Source organism: Salipaludibacillus keqinensis, assembly GCF_003226325.1.
Taxonomy (GTDB): Bacteria; Bacillota; Bacilli; order Bacillales; family Salisediminibacteriaceae; genus Salipaludibacillus; species Salipaludibacillus keqinensis.
Map to the genome: position 1 here is coordinate 37747 of NZ_PDOD01000007.1, position 18145 is coordinate 55891.

Sequence of the window (18145 nt, forward strand, 5' to 3'; positions counted from 1 at the left end):
GGGAACGTATAACACCTCTCAATCTTGTAAAAGATAGTAGAAACACCTTTATGAGAGTGCGAACTTTCTAAAGTACAAGATTGGAGAGAGCAGAATGAATAAAGCGACAATTAGACAAATTTTATTAATTACAGACGGATGTTCGAACGCAGGAGAAGATCCCGTGGCCATGGCTGGGCTGGCGAAAGAAGAAGGATTTTCTGTGAATGTCATTGGAATTATGGACGAAGGCGACGAGGATGAACGAGGGATGACGGAAGTGGAGCAAATCGCAAAAGCGGGCGGTGGAATGAGTGATGTGGTTTATGCAAAACACTTGTCTCACACTGTGCAAATGGTTACTAGAAAAGCGATGACGCAAACGATCTACGGGGTAGTTAATCGAGAGATTCAGCAGATTCTAGGAGCAAATCGCCAAGTGGAAGATCTCGAACCAGAGAAAAGAGAAGAACTAATGGAAGTCGTTGACGAATTAGGAGAAACAGCGAATCTTGATATTCTTATTCTCGTAGATACGAGTGCTAGTATGAAGAATAAAATTCCCCGTGTGCAGGAAGCTCTGTTAGATCTGTCATTAAGTCTTCGCTCTCGTTCAGGTGAGAACCATTTCTGTCTTTATTCATTTCCCGGGAAAAGAGAGGAAGTAGAGAGATTGTTATCGTGGACTCCTGAAATGGATTCATTAAAAGGAGCCTTTAAGAAATTATCATCTTCAGGAGTCACACCTACAGGACCCGCAATTATGGAGGCCATTCGTGTGCACTCGAAGCGAATGAAGAGAGGGTTTACAGGAGATGAGACAGCCTACTTCGAAGAATCAGGCATGTAATTTTCGCCCGGGCCAGATGATTAAGGGGCGTTGGCACGGCAATCAATACCAGATCGTTCGATTGTTAGGAGAAGGAGCGATAGGAAAAGTATATTTAGCAAATAGAACAGGGCAGCCTGTGGCGATGAAAGTGGCGCGGGAATCTATGTCGGTTTCATCGGAAGTCAGGGCTCTAAGGCAGATTTCCAAGGTCCGAGGGGTTTCCCTTGGACCTTTCTTTGTAGATATGGATGACTTGGAGGGGGCCCACGGATCAACGTCGTTTTATGTGATGGAATATATAGATGGGGAGCCTTTTCTTTCTTTCATCAATAAAAGAGGGAAGGAATGGATGGCGCTCTTTTTAATTCAATTACTGACTGATCTATCCGCTCTTCATGAATCTGGCTGGGTATTTGGTGATCTGAAGCCAGAAAATTTAATTGTTACACAAAAAACACCTTCACTGAGGTGGATTGATGTCGGCGGAATGACAAAAATGGGCCGATCGATTAAAGAATATACAGAATTTTTTGATCGTGGTTACTGGGGATTGGGAGATCGAAAAGCAGAACCTTCGTATGACCTCTTTGCCGTGGCGATGCTGATCATGAATGTTGGCTATCCTAAGCGATTTCAAAGAATAAATGGTGGAAAGAAAGAGTTGCTAGATAAACTAAAGCATCAACCGTCTTTATCTCCATATAGAGATGTGATTGTTAAAGCAATTGAACATCGTTATGATGATGCGTCGCAAATGAAAGTAGATTTAATGAAAGTGATGAAAAAAAAACTTACAGTTTCCACTCCTGAAAAAATGCATGTAAGAATGAAGCCAACTCATAAAAAAAGAGCTCATAAAAGGGTTTCAAACGTGAGAATGGAAAGAAAATATAAAGGTACGTTAGAGACTGCGGTTTTTTCCTCTTTTCTTCTTTTCCTATATATTCTATACTTGTTGGGATAAATGATTCCCATTGTATGCAAATAGAAGATCGCCATAGAGATAGGAGGCGAAGAGGATGATGAAAGCGGCTGATGAAGTCATGGATATTTGCCTGTTAGCAGGTGAAATCATGCTCACATATGGAGCTGAGACGTATCGCGTGGAAGAAACATTAGAGAGAATGGCGCGTGCTGCAGGGTTTACAAATGTTCATTGCTTTGCAACAACAACCGGTATATTCCTTTCGTTCGAAGAAAAAAAAGGAAAAGAAGATTTAATGCAAATGGTCCGAGTGGATGACCGAATGCAAGATTTAAATAAAGTAACTGAAGTAAACCAAGTATCCAGAGAATTTACAGCTGGAGAATTGACCGTTGAAGAAGCTGATGCGAGACTAAAAAAGATTCATAAAGCACCGATCCATTATCCGATATGGTTGATTCATCTAGCAGCAGGGGTAGCGGGAAGCGGTTTTTCATACTTATTTGGAGGTGGGCTGCAAGACTTATTGCCTGCCTATATTGCCGCTGTCATGGCCAGCGTGACGCTCGTAGAGTTCGAACGATACTTAAAGGTACGTTTCGCTGCAGAACTTGCAGCGGCGTTCGTTGGAGGATCTGTAGCCATCTTTCTTGTTTTTATCGGGTTAGGTTTAAGTTTAGACCAAATAATCATTGGTTCACTCATGCCTCTTGTCCCTGGCGTACCTTTGACTAATGCTGTGCGGGACCTGTTGTCAGGAGACTTATTAGCTGGGATGAGCCGTGGTGTTGAGGCTTTGCTAACCTCTCTTTCTATTGCTAGTGGCATCGCGCTATCGATTTCATTTTTTCTATAAGGGGGCTCACGATGGACCTTTTCATTGAGTTAATTATTACATTTTGTGCGATTATTGGATTTGGTGTTATTTTCAGTGTTCCTAAACGAGCCCTTCTTTTAGGGGGAGGGATCGGGGTCATTACGTGGTTTGTTCTCCAAACGGGAATTAACATGGGCACCTCAACGGTTTTTGCTACCGTTATCGCATCATTGACTGCGGCAACGATTGCTCATTTATTAGCAAAAAAAATTCGTATTCCGGTTACAACTTTGTCTATTCCGGGCATATTACCGTTAGTGCCCGGAAGTAGAGCCTACTTTACAATGCTTTCATTTGTAGATGGAGACTATCTTCAAGGTTTGGAATACGGTGTAGAAACGATGCTGCAGGCAGGAGCCATTGCTGCAGGACTAGTTTTGGCATTATCCATCTTCTCCTTTGGGAAAGGAATAGGTAACCGGTATGAAACAGGTCATTGATGCTTTTTTAGATAAACATGATCTTATTCAAGAGGGAGATCACTTGCTGTTAGCTGTTTCAGGAGGTGTCGACAGTATGGCCATGTTGAAGTTTTTCCAACAGAAACAGCAGGAGTCAAACTTCACCTTAACTGTTGCTCACGTGGACCACGGCCTAAGAGGAGAGGAGTCAAAACAAGACGCTCAATTTGTCAGGAGTTATTGTGAAGAAATTGAACTCCCTTTTTACCTTCATGAACCGGATGTAATCCACCGTCAAAAGCAGGATCAACTAACCACACAAGAAGCAGCACGCCTTTGCAGGTACGAGTGGTTCGCCACCCTCATGAAAACACTGAAAGCCAATAAGCTAGTGTTGGCACACCATGGAGACGATCAAATCGAAACCATGCTTATGAGACAAATTCGCGGAAGTCTTTCCGGTAGAAAAGGAATGCCGATCAAGCGCCCCTTTGCTGGAGGGTATATCGTTCGACCGTTTTTATGTATTGAAAAGAAAGACTTACTTCGTTTCTGCCAAGAGTATGGTGTTCCATTTCGGGAAGATCCTTCAAACGAGAGCGATCACTACCAAAGGAACCGCGTTCGCCATGAACTCCTTCCGTTTATTAAACATGAAAATCCGAAAGCACATGAAATCTTCCAGTGGCAGTCTGAAGTTTGGTCAGAAGAAGAGCAATGGATGCAAACTGAAGCGGAAACTTGGCTTTCGAGACTCATGGAGGGCAGAAAGTTAGGAGAAATATCAATAAATGCTCGTCTGTTTCGGGAAATACCCAATGCTTTACAAAGAAGAACCATTCATCTAATATTAAATTATCTATCGAAAAAAAAGATGCGAATGGACCGTCATCATATTGCTTCCATCCAAGAGCTGTTAACAAAAAATCACGCCTCTGCGCTCCTTCACTTACCTGATGGGCTCACAGTCGAAAAGTCCTACGATAAACTCTTTTTCTTAACACGTGCTTCACAAAAGGAAAATCAATTAGACACCATTGCTGAACAGCAGTTGGACATTCCCAGTAAAGTGGATTTACCGTTAGGAACATTGTCCGTTGTTGAGGCCGCTTATAATCAACGGGAAGGTAATAAATGGAGTGTCTCCATTGATATTGATCAAGTGAAGCTCCCTTTTGTCGTAAGATCAAGGAGACCAGGAGATCGTATGTCCTATCTAGGGGGAGACGGAACGAAAAAGATTAAAAATGTGTTTATAGATCATAAAGTTCCGAAAAGAGATCGTGATCTTTGGCCCATTGTCACCGATAGTCATGGTACAATATTATGGGTTCCGTTTTTAACACGTTCGAAAGTTGCGACCGTAACAGAAACGTCTACTCGAGTTGTGCAGATGACATACGACATCTATACATAGATGAAAGAAATCAGATGTACCTTTTTAAACTAACCATATGTTCTTAGGAGGCTTACGAAACAATTATGAGAGATGATATTCAGGAAATTTTGATTTCAGAGGAAGAAATTCAAAAGAAAATTGATGAATTAGGAGCGCAATTAACGGAAGAATATGAAGGACGCTTCCCGTTAGTTATAGGAATTCTCAAAGGGTCCTTGCCATTCATGGGAGACTTAATTCAAAAAATTGATACGCATATCGAGTTTGACTTAATGGATGTTTCCAGTTATGGCAACGAATTAGTGTCCTCAGGCGAAGTGAAGATTGTAAAAGATTTAAACACTTCCGTTGAAGGCAGAGAGGTCTTGATCCTCGAAGATATTATCGATAGTGGGAATACGTTAAGCTACTTAGTCAAGCTTTTCGAATACCGCAAAGCGAAATCAGTTAAAATTGTCACTTTATTAGATAAACCGGAGGGAAGAACGGTGGATCTTTACCCGGATATTGCAGGATTTGTTGTACCGGACGAGTTTGTTGTAGGATACGGATTAGACTACATGGAACGCTATCGGAACCTCCCGTACGTCGGTATTTTAAAACCTGAAATTTATCAAAGTTAATTGATTGTGATTTGAGACATTTGTATGATACTATAATTGAAGTGTATTTGACGTGGGAGGAGGTTCAGGATGAATCGGATATTTCGTAATACGATATTTTATTTATTGATTTTCTTAGTTATCGTAGGGATTGTCAGCATTTTTCAGGCTGACCCAGATGAGACGACAGAAATCTCATTAAATGAATTCAGAGAAGAATTGCAAAATGATAATATTGAATCTTTATCGATTCAACCTAAATTAGATGTATATGCCGCTCGTGGACAACTTAGAGGAGCAGAAGAGGATGAATATTTCACAGTAAATGTTCCCGATCTACAAGTGTTTTTAGAGCAAGTCGTCTTCTCTACAGGTGAAGCGGGTATTGATGAATTAGTTATTGAACAAGCAGAGGAACCAAGTGGATGGGTGAACTTCTTTACAGCCATTATTCCATTTGTGATTATCTTTATTTTATTCTTCTTCCTATTGAGCCAAGCTCAAGGTGGCGGAAGTCGTGTCATGAATTTCGGTAAGAGTAAAGCGAAGCTCGTGAGCGAAGATAAGAAGAAAGCCCGTTTCAAAGATGTAGCAGGGGCCGATGAAGAGAAGCAAGAATTGGTAGAGGTTGTTGAATTCCTTAAAGAACCTCGCAAATTCGCGGAAATCGGTGCAAGAATTCCTAAAGGGGTTCTTCTCGTTGGACCACCAGGTACCGGTAAAACATTAATTGCTCGAGCTGTAGCTGGAGAAGCTGGCGTTCCGTTCTTCTCTATTAGTGGTTCGGATTTCGTAGAGATGTTTGTTGGTGTCGGTGCATCCCGAGTGCGTGATTTGTTTGAAAATGCGAAAAAGAATGCGCCTTGTATCATCTTTATTGATGAGATAGATGCAGTTGGTCGCCGTCGTGGAGCAGGCGTAGGTGGCGGACACGATGAGCGTGAGCAAACGTTAAACCAATTACTTGTTGAGATGGACGGCTTCGGAGTAAATGAAGGAATTATCCTCATTGCTGCTACAAACCGTGCAGATATACTAGACCCCGCATTGCTTCGTCCTGGTCGTTTTGACCGCCAGATTATGGTTGGGCGTCCTGATGTAAAAGGTCGAGAAGCGGTTCTTGAAGTTCATGCGAAAAACAAGCCTCTTGAAGACAATGTAAACTTAAAGGCGATCGCTCAACGCACACCTGGATTCTCAGGTGCAGATTTAGAGAACTTATTGAATGAAGCGGCTCTTGTAGCTGCCCGAACAGATAGAAAGAAAATCGACATGGCTTCTGTAGAAGAAGCGATTGATCGAACGATTGCAGGACCTTCTAAGAAGAGTCGAGTCATTTCAGAAAAAGAGCGTCAAATTGTAGCTCACCATGAAGCAGGTCATACCGTTGTCGGAGTGAAATTGGAAAGTGCCGACATGGTTCACAAGGTGACAATAGTTCCTCGTGGCCAAGCTGGCGGATATGCCATGATGCTTCCTAAGGAAGATCGTTACTTTATGACGAAGCCTGAACTTCTGGACAAGATCGTTGGACTCCTTGGTGGACGTGTAGCTGAGGAAGTCATGTTCAATGAAGTAAGCACTGGCGCTCACAACGATTTCCAACGTGCTACGGGTATTGCTCGTAAAATGGTTATGGAATATGGGATGAGCGATAAATTAGGACCTGTTCAGTTTGGTAACACTCAAGGTGAAGTGTTCCTTGGTAGAGACATGAACAGCGAACAAAACTTCAGTGAAGCTATTGCTTACGAAATTGATATGGAAGTTCAGCGAATTTTGAAAGAATCTTACGAACGCTGTAAGCAAATTCTTCTGAAAAACAAAGCAAGCCTTGAGCTTGTGGCAGAGACATTGCTTGAACACGAAACGTTGGATGCTGAACAAATTAAATCTCTCATTGATGAAGGGAAACTGCCTGACGATCACCATTTCACAAAGAAATTAAATGGTGAGGATGATGGGAACTCTGAGGATGAAGATGTGAAAGTGAACATCCAAAGCAAGCAAGAAGAACGAGATGCGATGGAAGATTTCTTGAGTTCTGGTTCAGAAGATGAAAAAGAAGATGAGAAAGAAAAAGATCGAAAAAAAGATGAGTAAATAAATTGAGGGTGTCCCGCATGAGTCTGTACACTACTTCTGCAATCAATATTAGAATCGTTTTAGTTAAAATGATTCATTAATATATGGTTGTGGTAGTGTTTGACTATTTGCTGGGACACTTTTTTTACTCTAAACTTTAAAGTCCTTAGATCATTTTAGGTAAAAGGGAGAAAAGGTGGCGAATAAAGTGAATCTTGTGATGGACGTTGGGAATACAAAATTAGCGATTGGGGTATATGGTCAAGGGGAATTGCAATACGATTGGACGGTTCAAACAGATCCACATAAAACGGTCGATGAGTACGGCGTGTTACTTCATCATTTATTTCAATTTGAAGGATTAAGCCTGGAAAAAGTTTCAGGTGGAATCATATCTTCTGTCTTTCCTACAATTGATCAATGTATGAAAAATGTCTGTGAAAAGTACTTTCAATTCACCCCTCTGTTTATTGGACCTGGGACTAAAACAGGACTAAATATTAAGTATGACAACCCTCGGGAGGTAGGTTCGGACAGAATTGTGAATGCTGTAGCCGGAATTAACGACTATGATAGCCCTTTAATTATTGTAGATTTAGGAACGGCCACTACATTTTGTTATATTAACGAACATAAAGAATACGTTGGTGGAGCCATTGCACCAGGGATGGATATATCCATGGAGGCACTTTATCAGCATGCATCAAAGCTACCGAAAATAGAAACAGTGAAAGCGAAAAGTGTTATAGGTAAAAATACGATTCATGCGATGCAATCAGGCTACCTATATGGATTTCTCAGCCAGATTGAAGGCATGATCTGGCGGATAAAAAAAGAAATGAATTCTAACCCGACGGTGGTAGCCACAGGAGAAATGGCGAATATTATTTATCAAGAAACAAACATGATTGACCATGTAGATGAGTGGCTTACGTTAAAAGGGTTACAGCTCATTTACGAAAGGAATCAGAGAGGTTAACAAAAACGAGACTGCTCTCAACATCCAGAAGGGTGATATTATATTAAAGCGTCGTTAATCTTTCCTTTAAGAAGATGTTTATAACAAGTTAATCAATGTCTGTTTTCAGAATAGCTATCTATTTAAAAAAGGAGTAAGGATATTATGAAGGATTATTTAATTAAAGCACTCGCTTATGAAGGTACAGTAAGGATATATGCAATCCAATCGACAGAAATGGTGCGAGAGGCAGCCGAGAGACAAGGTACATGGAGAACGGTTACAGCTGCCCTTGGTCGTGCTTTATCTGCAGGAACCATGATGGGAGCTATGCTTAAAGGGGATGAAAAATTAACAATAAAAATAGAAGGAAACGGTCCGGCATGTCCAATTATCGTTGATGCCAATGCAGATGGAACAGCGCGGGGGTATGTTTCGCGAGCGAACCTCGACCCTGAGCGGAAAGAAAACGGAAAGCTAAACGTCTCCTCAGTAGTTGGTAATGAAGGGTCCTTGTCTGTTGTCAAGGACTTGGGCATGAAGGATTATTTTACTGGAAGCGTTCCTATTGTTTCAGGAGAATTGGGAGAAGACTTTACTTATTATTTTGCCTCTTCGGAACAAACACCGTCATCCGTGGGACTGGGTGTGGTCATCGGTAAAGGAGATGAAGTAGAAGGTGCAGGAGGGTTTATCCTGCAAATGATGCCAGGAGTGAAAGATGAAACGATCGATGACATTGAGCAACGTTTAAATGCTCTCCCTCCTATTTCTAAACTGATTAAAGATGGATTTAGCCCTGAACAGATTGTTGAGCAACTTACTGGTAAAGAGAATTATCAGGTGTTAGAAACAATAGAAACGTCCTTCCAATGTCATTGTTCTAAAGAACGTATGGCTAATGCGATCTTTGGACTTCAGGAAGAAGATCTCCGTGCGATGATTGATGAAGATGAGGGAGCAGAAACGACGTGTCATTTTTGTAATGAAACGTACTTGTTCTCGAAAGCAGAACTAGAGAGTTTATTATCAGACAAATTACAAGCATAAAGATTTTTTCTTGACGATGGATCCAGTAATTGGTATGATTAATTTATATTAATCCAATGAAATTACTTGGTTTTAAGGAGGAGATTGAACATGGCAAAAGTTGTGAATTCCATTACTGAATTAATTGGTGAGACTCCCTTAGTGAAACTGCAAAGACTGGTGACGGATGAACATGCTGATGTATATTTAAAGTTGGAATTTATGAACCCAGGTAGCAGTGTGAAAGATCGGATTGCGTTATCAATGATTGAAGATGCGGAACAAAAAGGAACGTTGAAGCCAGGTGACACAATCGTTGAACCTACTAGTGGGAATACAGGAATTGGCTTAGCCATGGTTGCTGCTGCAAAAGGGTATAGATCTCTACTTGTTATGCCTGAAACAATGAGTTTAGAAAGACGGAACTTGTTGCGAGCGTATGGAGCTGAACTTGTTTTAACTCCAGGACCTGATGGAATGGGCGGTGCCATTCAAAAAGCCCGTGAACTGCAAAGAGAAAAAGGGTATTTTATGCCCCAACAATTTGAGAATCAGGCGAACCCTAAAGTACACCGTGAAACGACAGGGAAAGAATTGCTAGAACAAGTTGGCGATCAGTTAGATGCTTTTGTTTCAGGGATCGGTACAGGTGGAACGATTACCGGTGCTGGTGAAGTGTTGAAACAAAAGTTTCCTGACATGAAGCTAATAGCGCTAGAGCCTTCTGATTCACCGATTTTATCAGGAGGGAAAAAAGGCCCGCACAAAATTCAAGGGATTGGTGCAGGATTTGTTCCAGAAATATTAAATACAGACCTATATGATGAAGTGATGACTGTCTCTACAGAACAGTCATTTGAATACGCTCGCCGTGCTGCCCGTGAAGAAGGGATATTAGGTGGTATTTCTTCCGGTGCAGCCATTTATGCAGCATTGGATGTGGCAAAGCGGCTTGGTAAAGGAAAAAAAGTGGTTGCGGTTATTCCAAGTAACGGAGAACGTTATTTAAGTACTCCACTGTATCAATTTGATGAAGAAGAATAATAGAAAAAAGAGCCGATTGGCTCTTTTTTTCTATTTCATACATACTTAGGGTGAGGATATGTAATGTCACGCAATTTTGTTAACGTTGCGCCTATGAACGATGCACCGTATAATAAGTGGAAGAAATGAATCGTTTTAGGCAGCGTGAGGTGGGCATAATAATGATAATAACTAAACGAAGACCGATTGGGAAACAAGTGAATCTTCAAGATATCACCACCGATTGGTTTAAGACATATTCACATTTATCAAAAGAAATAGAACATCATGTTTTGTTGGAGAGTGGCCGTGGAGGTCGCTACTCTATCATTGGTTTATCGCCTTGGGCTGTCATTAAAGGGAAAAATCAGCGGTTGATTGTGAGAACAAGTGAAAGTACAGATTATTTCGAAGGACCTTTGTTATCTTCACTAAGAACTTGGTTATCGTCTTATAAAGTGGATTCAAATAAAGATCTTCCCGAATTTCAAGGAGGTTTAATAGGTCAACTGAGCTATGATCTTATTCGAGAGATTGAAAGGCTTCCAAATGAGGCTGACGATGATTTAAATACAGATGATGTGTATTTATTGGCTTTTGATGAGGTGTATGTCATTGACCATAGAGAAGAGAAGATTTGGTTTATCGCCCTAGTCCCTCCTGATCAAGCGAGTGATGGAGAGGACGTCTTAAAAAATATGATGGATCGATGGCGTGAAGGAGAACAATCTCGACTTAATGATACAAACAAAAAGAATCGCACGGCTGATGTATCAATAAAAAAACCTTCTCATTTTTCCCGTTCTTTCCAGGAAGATGTGTTTAAAGAGGCCGTGGAGAAAACGAAACAATATATCCGTGATGGAGATGTCTTCCAAGTTAACCTCTCAGTGCGGGAATCGCGTGAAGCTATGACGGAGCCAATCCATATTTATGACTGTTTAAGAAAGATCAATCCGTCTCCTTATATGGGTTATTTCCATACACCTGAATTACAGTATGTGAGCGCGTCTCCTGAATTGCTTGTAAAAGTACAAGGAGAAGAAGTGAGTACGCGACCTATAGCGGGTACCCGTTCAAGAGGGAAAAATGAACAAGAAGATCAAGCTCTTGCTGATACATTGTTAAATAATGAAAAAGAACGCGCCGAGCACATTATGCTTGTAGATTTAGAGCGTAATGATTTAGGGCGAGTTTGTCAGTATGGATCGGTGGAAGTAGATGAACTGATGGTCATTGAGAAATATTCCCATGTGATGCATATCGTTTCAAATGTGAAGGGAATAAAAGCTGCTGATTATGATGCTCTTGATGTGATAGCGGCCACATTTCCAGGGGGTACGATTACTGGTGCTCCGAAAATTCGAACGATGGAAATCATTGAAGAATTAGAACCAGTGAGAAGAGGCGCATACACAGGATCTTTAGGCTGGATTGGTTTCCAAGGAGATATGGAACTAAATATTACGATAAGGACCATGATTGTAAAAGACGGAATGTGTCATGTGCAGGCAGGGGCTGGAATTGTTATTGACTCAGACCCGAAAGCAGAATATAAAGAATCATTAAAGAAGGCGAAAGCTTTGTGGAAAGCAAAAGAGATGAGCGAAGAAGAGCTGAGGAGGAATGAAGAATGATTTTAATGATTGATAACTACGATTCTTTTACGTACAATTTAGTGCAATATTTAGGAGAGATGGGACAAGATTTAGTGATCCGCAGAAATGATCAAATAACCATTGAAGAGATTGATAAGATGTCACCTGACTATTTAATGATCTCACCAGGACCTTGTAGCCCGAATGAAGCCGGGATTAGTATGGATGCGATCAAATTTTTTGCAGGTAAAATACCGATTTTCGGTGTTTGTTTAGGACATCAGTCCATCGCGCAAGTATTTGGTGGTGACGTGGTTCGTGCTGAGCGCTTAATGCACGGAAAAACGTCTGAAGTATTACACGATAGCCGATCTATCTTTCAAGATATCATCAATCCATTTGTAGCTACCCGCTATCATTCATTGATTGTCAAACGAGAAACGTTGCCAGACTGTTTTGAGATCTCAGCTGAAACGGAACAAGGTGAGATCATGGGACTGCGTCATAAAGCGTTACCTGTGGAAGGAGTCCAGTTTCATCCTGAATCGATCATGACAGACGTGGGGAAACGTCTATTAAGGAATTTCCTGGATCAATACAAGGAGTATGACAAGACATGTACCTCTATATAAATGGCTTATTTTTAAAAGAAGAAGAAGTGAAGCTTTCTCCTTTTGATCATGGGTTTATGTATGGATTAGGACTGTTTGAAACTTTTCGCACGTATCATGGTCATCCATTTTTATTGGATGACCATTTTCAGCGATTATCAGAAAGTGCGTTTAGCTTAAATATCATACCTGAACTTTATAAAAGAGAAGAGACGAAAAAAGTGATTGAAGAACTTCTTCGTTTAAATGGATTGGAAGATGGATACTTCCGATGGAATGTTTCTGCGGGTGAGAGGGGCGTAGGATTAACATCTTCTCCATATGAACAACCCAATACCATTGTCTATGTGAAACCTTTACCTACTAAAAATCCAGTAGCGAAAAGTGGACAAACATTAATGACTCGACGAAACTCCCCAGAAGGAAATGAACGTCTCAAATCACATCATTATTTAAATAATATGTTAGGTAAACGAGAACTAGGGGAGGATTCGAATAAAGAAGGAATCTTTTTGACGGAGGACCATGTTCTTTCAGAAGGTGTCGTCTCCAATCTATTTTGGATAAAAGACGGTCAATTGTTTACACCAGATCTGACTTGTAGTTGCCTCAATGGAATTACTCGTCAATTTCTTCTCGCTCTTACTAAAGCAGAAGGGATTCCGGTGCACGAAGGTCGTTTTTTCTTGGAAGAGGCGTTGTTAGCAGACGAAGTTTTCGTAACTAATTCTATTCAAGGGGTTGTCCCTCTCGAAATGTGGGACGAACACCTTTTCCCAGGAAATAAAGGTACATTTTTTCAATGGGTGAACAAACGCTATGAACAAGCCTGTTATCACTTATGGAGCAGGAAAGACCTTTAACATCTCAACTCAACTTAGAAAAGGTGATCAATGATGAAGAATATGCTGATGGCATGGGATCAATATCGTCTGGATTTTTCAGAAAAAACATTCATAATGGGAATCTTAAATGTGACGCCGGATTCCTTTTCCGATGGTGGGATTTATAAAGGGGCGGTCAAGGCTGCGGAACGGGCGCAAAATATGGTATTACAAGGGGCCCACATAATCGATATCGGCGGGGAGTCTACTCGTCCCGGTGCCACTACCGTGAATGAAGAAGAAGAACTGAGGCGAGTCATTCAGCCCCTTCAAGCAATAAGGGGAGCTGTGAACGTCCCTATTTCTATTGATACGTACAAAGCGAATGTAGCCGAAAAAGCGATTCAGGCAGGGGCCAACATTATAAACGATGTGTGGGGTTGCAAAGCTGATTCACACATGGCATCAGTAGCTGCTCATTACGATGTGCCGATTATTCTTATGCAGAATCGGGAAAAGGCAGAGTATGATAACCTAATAGAGGACATGAAGAAGGATTTACAAGAAAGCATTGATCTTTGTCATAAAGCGGGCGTGAAAGATGAGCGAATTATCCTCGACCCAGGAATAGGCTTTGCTAAGTCTTATGAGGATAATGTGCAAGTGATGCGTCACCTCGAAGAATTCACTAGTCTCGGGTACCCGTTATTGTTAGGTACCTCTAGAAAATCTTTAATTGCTAAAACATTAGAGCTCCCTGTCGATGAACGAATGGAAGGGACAGGTGCCACGGTTTGTCTCGGCATTGATAAAGGATGTGACATCGTGCGAGTTCATGACGTGTTGGAGATGAGCCGAATGGCTAAGATGATGGATGTAATGATCGGCAAGAGGGAGTTACCCCTTACTCAGCCTATGTAGAAGAGGAGATGGAACAGATGGATAAAGTCTTTGTGCAAGGGATGAAATTTTACGGGTACCACGGTGCATTTCCGGAAGAGAACAGGCTTGGTCAGCGATTTTATGCAGATGTGACACTGGAATTAGATACAAGACCAGCAGGAAAAAGCGACGACTTGGAACAAACAGTGAATTATGCGAAAGTATATGAAGCAGCAAAAGAAGTCCTTGAAGGAGAACCTGTAAAATTAGTGGAAACTCTCACTGACCGGTTGGCCCATTTATTATTAGATCGGTTTAGCGTCATTGAAGCATGTGTTGTGAAAGTGACCAAGCCAGATCCTCCTATTCCAGGTCATTATGATCACGTAGCTGTAGAGATCAGAAGAGAGAGGGACTGACTTAACATGAGTAACCGCCATATTAGTTATATTGCTTTAGGCTCCAATCAAGGAGCAAGGGATCAGTATTTGGCCGATGCCATTACGAAGTTAGATGAAGAACCTGCCATTTCTATTCTTTCTTTGTCTTCCATTTATGAAACAGCCCCAGTAGGTGTAACAGATCAGCCATCTTTTTTAAATATGGTCGTAAAAGTAAACACAACACTCACCCCTATCGAACTGTTGGAAACGACTCAGAGGATTGAACAGGAAGGTGGACGCGAACGTAACGAGAAATGGGGTCCGAGGACAATTGATATTGACATTCTATTGTTTAACGACGAAAATATTTTATTGGAATCATTACGGATCCCGCATCCTCGCATGCTCGAACGAGGTTTCGTACTAATACCTTTAAAAGAAATAGATCCTCACCTGCGGTTGAATGATGGCCGAAGTATTGATGAATATATAGATCAATTAACCGATAAAGAAGGTGTTCGTAAATGGAAGAACTCATTTGGGGAAGAAGGATCCGCGCGTTTCGAAAACTAAAAGGCTATACGCAAGAAGATTTAGCTAGAAGTGTCGGTGTCTCTGTATCTGTCTTAGGAGAAATCGAGCGAGGAACTCGGAAGCCAGGAGAAGATTTGTTAAAGCGAGTGACTTCTGCTTTAGACGTCTCTTTAGACGAATTAACATCTATCAAATAATAAAATAGGTGAGAGAAGTTGTTGATAACAGGAAACGGCACGATGAAAAACCCTGTCGGATTGGCGCTGATAGAAAAGCGGCACAACCTTAATAAGTTGACAAGTAAGGAGAACTTTCCTATAATACCTCTGTGATAAACCGAAACTGCCAGTAGCATACTGGCAGTTTTCTTCTTAAATATAGATCCGTTTTAAAAAGACTTACTTTTTAATAGATAGTAACCTTTGTTGTGCAATGGGAAAGCAAATTTATAATAGGAGATGGTAGAGTTGACTCAAGAATTTGAAGGCACCGATCAACTGCAAGTGCGTCGCGAGAAATTAAATAACATGCGCGATTTAGGAATTGATCCTTTTGGGTCCCGTTTTGAACGATCACATGACGCTAAGAAAATCAAAGCTGATTACGATCGCGTAGAGAAAGATGAACTTGCCGAAAAAGAGATTTCAGTTACAATTGCAGGCCGTATGATGACGAAGCGTGGCAAAGGGAAAGCGGGCTTTGCTCATATTCAGGATTTATCCGGGCAAATTCAAATCTACGTTCGTAAGGATCAAGTGGGTGAAGAAACGTATGATTTATTCACTCGTGCCGACATTGGAGATATTGTCGGTTTAACTGGTGTTGTTTTTAAAACAAAAGTAGGTGAACTTTCTGTTAAAGCCCAAGACCTTCAATTTTTGACAAAGTCTCTTCGTCCTCTCCCAGATAAGTATCATGGCTTAAAGGACGTGGAACAACGATACCGTCAGCGTTATTTGGACTTAATTGTAAACCCAGAAGTGCGCGATACTTTTGTATTGCGAAGTAAAATCCTTCAGTCTATGCGTCGTTATTTAGATGATCACGGATACTTAGAAGTAGAAACACCTATGATGCACTCTATTCCTGGTGGAGCTTCGGCTCGCCCGTTCGTGACTCATCATAACGCTTTAGATATGACACTTTATATGCGAATTGCTATCGAACTTCACTTGAAACGCTTAATCGTGGGCGGTTTAGAGAAGGTGTATGAGATTGGCCGCGTATTCCGTAATGAAGGCGTCTCAACAAGACATAATCCAGAATTTACAATGATAGAATTATATGAAGCCTATGCCGATTACAAAGATGTCATGGCCCTTACAGAAAATTTAGTGGCTCACATCGCCAAAGAAGTTTTAGGGACTACAAGTGTTCAATACGGTGAAGAAGTCGTTGATTTAGAACCTCAATGGAAGAGGGTTCATATGGTCGACGCAATCAAAGAGCACACAGGTGTAGACTTCTGGACCGAAATGTCTGATGCTGATGCCCGAGCATTAGCAGAAAAACACGGAGTTCATGTGAAACAAACGATGAAATTTGGTCACGTTGTTAACGAGTTTTTTGAAACATTTGTTGAAGAGAAGTTAATACAACCTACTTTCATCTATGGACATCCGTTAGATATATCTCCATTGGCGAAAAAGAATGATGAAGACCCTCGCTTTACAGATCGATTCGAGCTTTTCATCGTAGGTCGAGAACATGCCAATGCCTTTACTGAGTTGAATGATCCAATAGATCAGCGCCAACGCTTTGAAGCGCAACTCATTGAACGTGAGCAAGGTGATGATGAAGCGCACATGATGGATGAAGATTTCGTTGAATCTCTTGAATATGGAATGCCTCCAACAGGCGGACTAGGTATAGGGATTGATCGTCTAGTTATGTTATTGACAAACTCACCATCCATTCGGGATGTTTTGTTATTCCCTCAAATGCGCCATCGTAGTGAAGGTCAAGAAGACAACTAAATTTTATTTCACAAATCCTGCACATATTTTTTGTGCAGGATTTTCGTTATGTAAATATGCTTTTGAGCTTGAAAAAGCCGCTATTCTCCAAGTGGTCTCTTAAGGAGGAAGAGGTTTCACCCATAGGACGCGAACGGTCGGATTCCTAAATATACACACCACTTATAACAGAGCCTTTGGTTAATGAATGGAATTGGACTGATATCGCCTGGCAAAATCTTACGAGTATGCTTGGCTTTGCCTTCACGGATGTACTTGAAGGTAAAGCACCCTTAATAGATATAAAGATATGCTCTAAGATAGTGAAAGATTGGATAAACTGTTGCGACTAAGACACCCCACCTCACGTTAAATACTTGTCAAAATTTTATAGAAATAGAAGCTTATTATTTGGCATGGCCTCAGTTGAAGGCAGGTGAACCGAAAAATAAATCAGTTGATAGTAGAAAAATACAAGCTAATTGAAGAAGGTATTTCATTATCTTAAGTGGAGAGGTTTTTTTACTTTGTAGACTCGAATAAAATGGGGGAGTGAACTAAATAAAGGAGATATTACTTCTTTTATATAGCTAACATTTCATGAAGACGTGTACGTCTTCATGAAATAAACTTAATTAACCTCTTTTGATGTTTACCGGGATGTTGGAAAAGCAGCATGGATTTTAACTATATGGTCAAAGAAGTTTCAACACTAACAATATAGAAAAGTTATATATTAAGGTTAGAATCCGAATATTCATAGAAAAAATGTCTTCCGTTTTTCTTGATAATTAAGGGTTTGGGCGGACAAAGAAAAAAATGTGATATTTTTTTATTGAAAGTATTGCATTGTATTCGTAGATCGTGGTATATTATTATCCGTCGCTCCGAAACGATTAATAACGACAGCGAAAAACAAGAAAAAAGTTTTTCAATAAAGTTATTGACGAAAGACGAGAAAGGTGATATATTTATTGAGTCGCCAAAAACGACAAAAACAAACGCGGTGCTGTTACAAGCGGTGTTATCAAAAAAAGTATTTTTGGTTTCAGGACTTGGACGATAGCATCAGTTGACCTTTGAAAACTAAACAAAAAGCCAAGCGAAGTGGGATATTTTAAAATATCCCGTCAATGAAACAAATTTTTAACTTTTTGATGTCAGAGACATCAAACTTGATGATTAGTCATCGTACTTTATCGGAGAGTTTGATCCTGGCTCAGGACGAACGCTGGCGGCGTGCCTAAT

Annotated in this window: 19 protein-coding genes; all 19 read left to right on the forward strand. The window is 40.8% G+C overall.

Features of this window, described 5'->3' with window-relative positions:
* Positions 1 to 94: 94 nt before the first annotated feature.
* On the forward strand, positions 95 to 829 hold the full coding sequence (locus CR194_RS19785; protein WP_110612319.1) for a vWA domain-containing protein: 735 nt from the start codon (positions 95 to 97) through the stop codon (positions 827 to 829).
* A complete protein-coding gene (locus CR194_RS19790; RefSeq protein ID WP_110612322.1) occupies positions 795 to 1775 on the forward strand; it encodes a serine/threonine protein kinase in 981 nt (326 codons plus the stop codon). The genes CR194_RS19785 and CR194_RS19790 overlap by 35 nt, the downstream gene beginning before the upstream one ends.
* A gap of 58 nt (positions 1776 to 1833) precedes the next feature.
* A complete protein-coding gene (locus tag CR194_RS19795; RefSeq protein ID WP_199228213.1) occupies positions 1834 to 2592 on the forward strand; it encodes a threonine/serine exporter family protein in 759 nt (252 codons plus the stop codon).
* Between the two features lie 11 nt (positions 2593 to 2603).
* Entirely contained in the window at positions 2604 to 3053 is a 450-nt protein-coding gene (locus CR194_RS19800; protein ID WP_110612325.1) for a threonine/serine exporter family protein, read from the forward strand.
* Complete coding sequence (tilS, locus tag CR194_RS19805; protein ID WP_110612327.1) at positions 3037 to 4431, forward strand: tRNA lysidine(34) synthetase TilS; 1395 nt, start codon at positions 3037 to 3039, stop codon at positions 4429 to 4431. Before CR194_RS19800 ends, tilS begins: the two co-directional genes overlap by 17 nt.
* A 65-nt stretch (positions 4432 to 4496) precedes the next feature.
* Positions 4497 to 5036, forward strand: coding sequence for a hypoxanthine phosphoribosyltransferase (hpt, locus tag CR194_RS19810; protein ID WP_110612329.1), 540 nt, complete (start codon positions 4497 to 4499; stop codon positions 5034 to 5036).
* 69 nt (positions 5037 to 5105) lie between these two features.
* The gene (gene ftsH, locus CR194_RS19815; protein ID WP_110612331.1) at positions 5106 to 7118 is read left to right on the forward strand and encodes an ATP-dependent zinc metalloprotease FtsH; all 2013 of its coding nucleotides are present in this window, start codon (positions 5106 to 5108) and stop codon (positions 7116 to 7118) included.
* 190 nt (positions 7119 to 7308) lie between these two features.
* Positions 7309 to 8079, forward strand: a complete 771-nt coding sequence (locus CR194_RS19820) for a type III pantothenate kinase (protein ID WP_110612333.1) — start codon at positions 7309 to 7311, stop codon at positions 8077 to 8079.
* 144 nt (positions 8080 to 8223) lie between these two features.
* A complete protein-coding gene (gene hslO / locus CR194_RS19825) occupies positions 8224 to 9108 on the forward strand; it encodes an Hsp33 family molecular chaperone HslO (RefSeq protein ID WP_110612335.1) in 885 nt (294 codons plus the stop codon).
* A gap of 90 nt (positions 9109 to 9198) precedes the next feature.
* Positions 9199 to 10131: a cysteine synthase A gene (gene cysK, locus CR194_RS19830; RefSeq protein ID WP_110612337.1), complete on the forward strand. Its 933-nt coding sequence runs from the start codon at positions 9199 to 9201 to the stop codon at positions 10129 to 10131.
* Between the two features lie 161 nt (positions 10132 to 10292).
* Positions 10293 to 11747, forward strand: a complete 1455-nt coding sequence (locus CR194_RS19835) for an anthranilate synthase component I family protein (protein ID WP_110612339.1) — start codon at positions 10293 to 10295, stop codon at positions 11745 to 11747.
* Positions 11744 to 12340, forward strand: a complete 597-nt coding sequence (gene pabA / locus CR194_RS19840) for an aminodeoxychorismate/anthranilate synthase component II (protein ID WP_110612341.1) — start codon at positions 11744 to 11746, stop codon at positions 12338 to 12340. The genes CR194_RS19835 and pabA overlap by 4 nt, the downstream gene beginning before the upstream one ends.
* On the forward strand, positions 12325 to 13182 hold the full coding sequence (gene pabC, locus CR194_RS19845) for an aminodeoxychorismate lyase (protein WP_110612343.1): 858 nt from the start codon (positions 12325 to 12327) through the stop codon (positions 13180 to 13182). Before pabA ends, pabC begins: the two co-directional genes overlap by 16 nt.
* Positions 13183 to 13212: 30 nt before the next feature.
* The gene (gene folP, locus CR194_RS19850) at positions 13213 to 14064 is read left to right on the forward strand and encodes a dihydropteroate synthase (RefSeq protein ID WP_110612345.1); all 852 of its coding nucleotides are present in this window, start codon (positions 13213 to 13215) and stop codon (positions 14062 to 14064) included.
* A gap of 17 nt (positions 14065 to 14081) precedes the next feature.
* Positions 14082 to 14444 (forward strand): dihydroneopterin aldolase, encoded by a 363-nt coding sequence (folB, locus tag CR194_RS19855; protein ID WP_110612348.1) that lies wholly within the window; start codon positions 14082 to 14084, stop codon positions 14442 to 14444.
* Positions 14445 to 14450: 6 nt separating this feature from the next.
* Positions 14451 to 14981: a 2-amino-4-hydroxy-6-hydroxymethyldihydropteridine diphosphokinase gene (folK, locus tag CR194_RS19860; RefSeq protein WP_110612349.1), complete on the forward strand. Its 531-nt coding sequence runs from the start codon at positions 14451 to 14453 to the stop codon at positions 14979 to 14981.
* On the forward strand, positions 14933 to 15139 hold the full coding sequence (locus CR194_RS19865; RefSeq protein ID WP_110612351.1) for a helix-turn-helix domain-containing protein: 207 nt from the start codon (positions 14933 to 14935) through the stop codon (positions 15137 to 15139). The genes folK and CR194_RS19865 overlap by 49 nt, the downstream gene beginning before the upstream one ends.
* Positions 15140 to 15400: 261 nt before the next feature.
* The gene (gene lysS, locus CR194_RS19870; RefSeq protein ID WP_110612353.1) at positions 15401 to 16918 is read left to right on the forward strand and encodes a lysine--tRNA ligase; all 1518 of its coding nucleotides are present in this window, start codon (positions 15401 to 15403) and stop codon (positions 16916 to 16918) included.
* An 814-nt stretch (positions 16919 to 17732) separates the two neighbouring features.
* On the forward strand, positions 17733 to 17963 hold the full coding sequence (locus CR194_RS19875) for a hypothetical protein (protein ID WP_146035979.1): 231 nt from the start codon (positions 17733 to 17735) through the stop codon (positions 17961 to 17963).
* Positions 17964 to 18145: the final 182 nt, after the last annotated feature.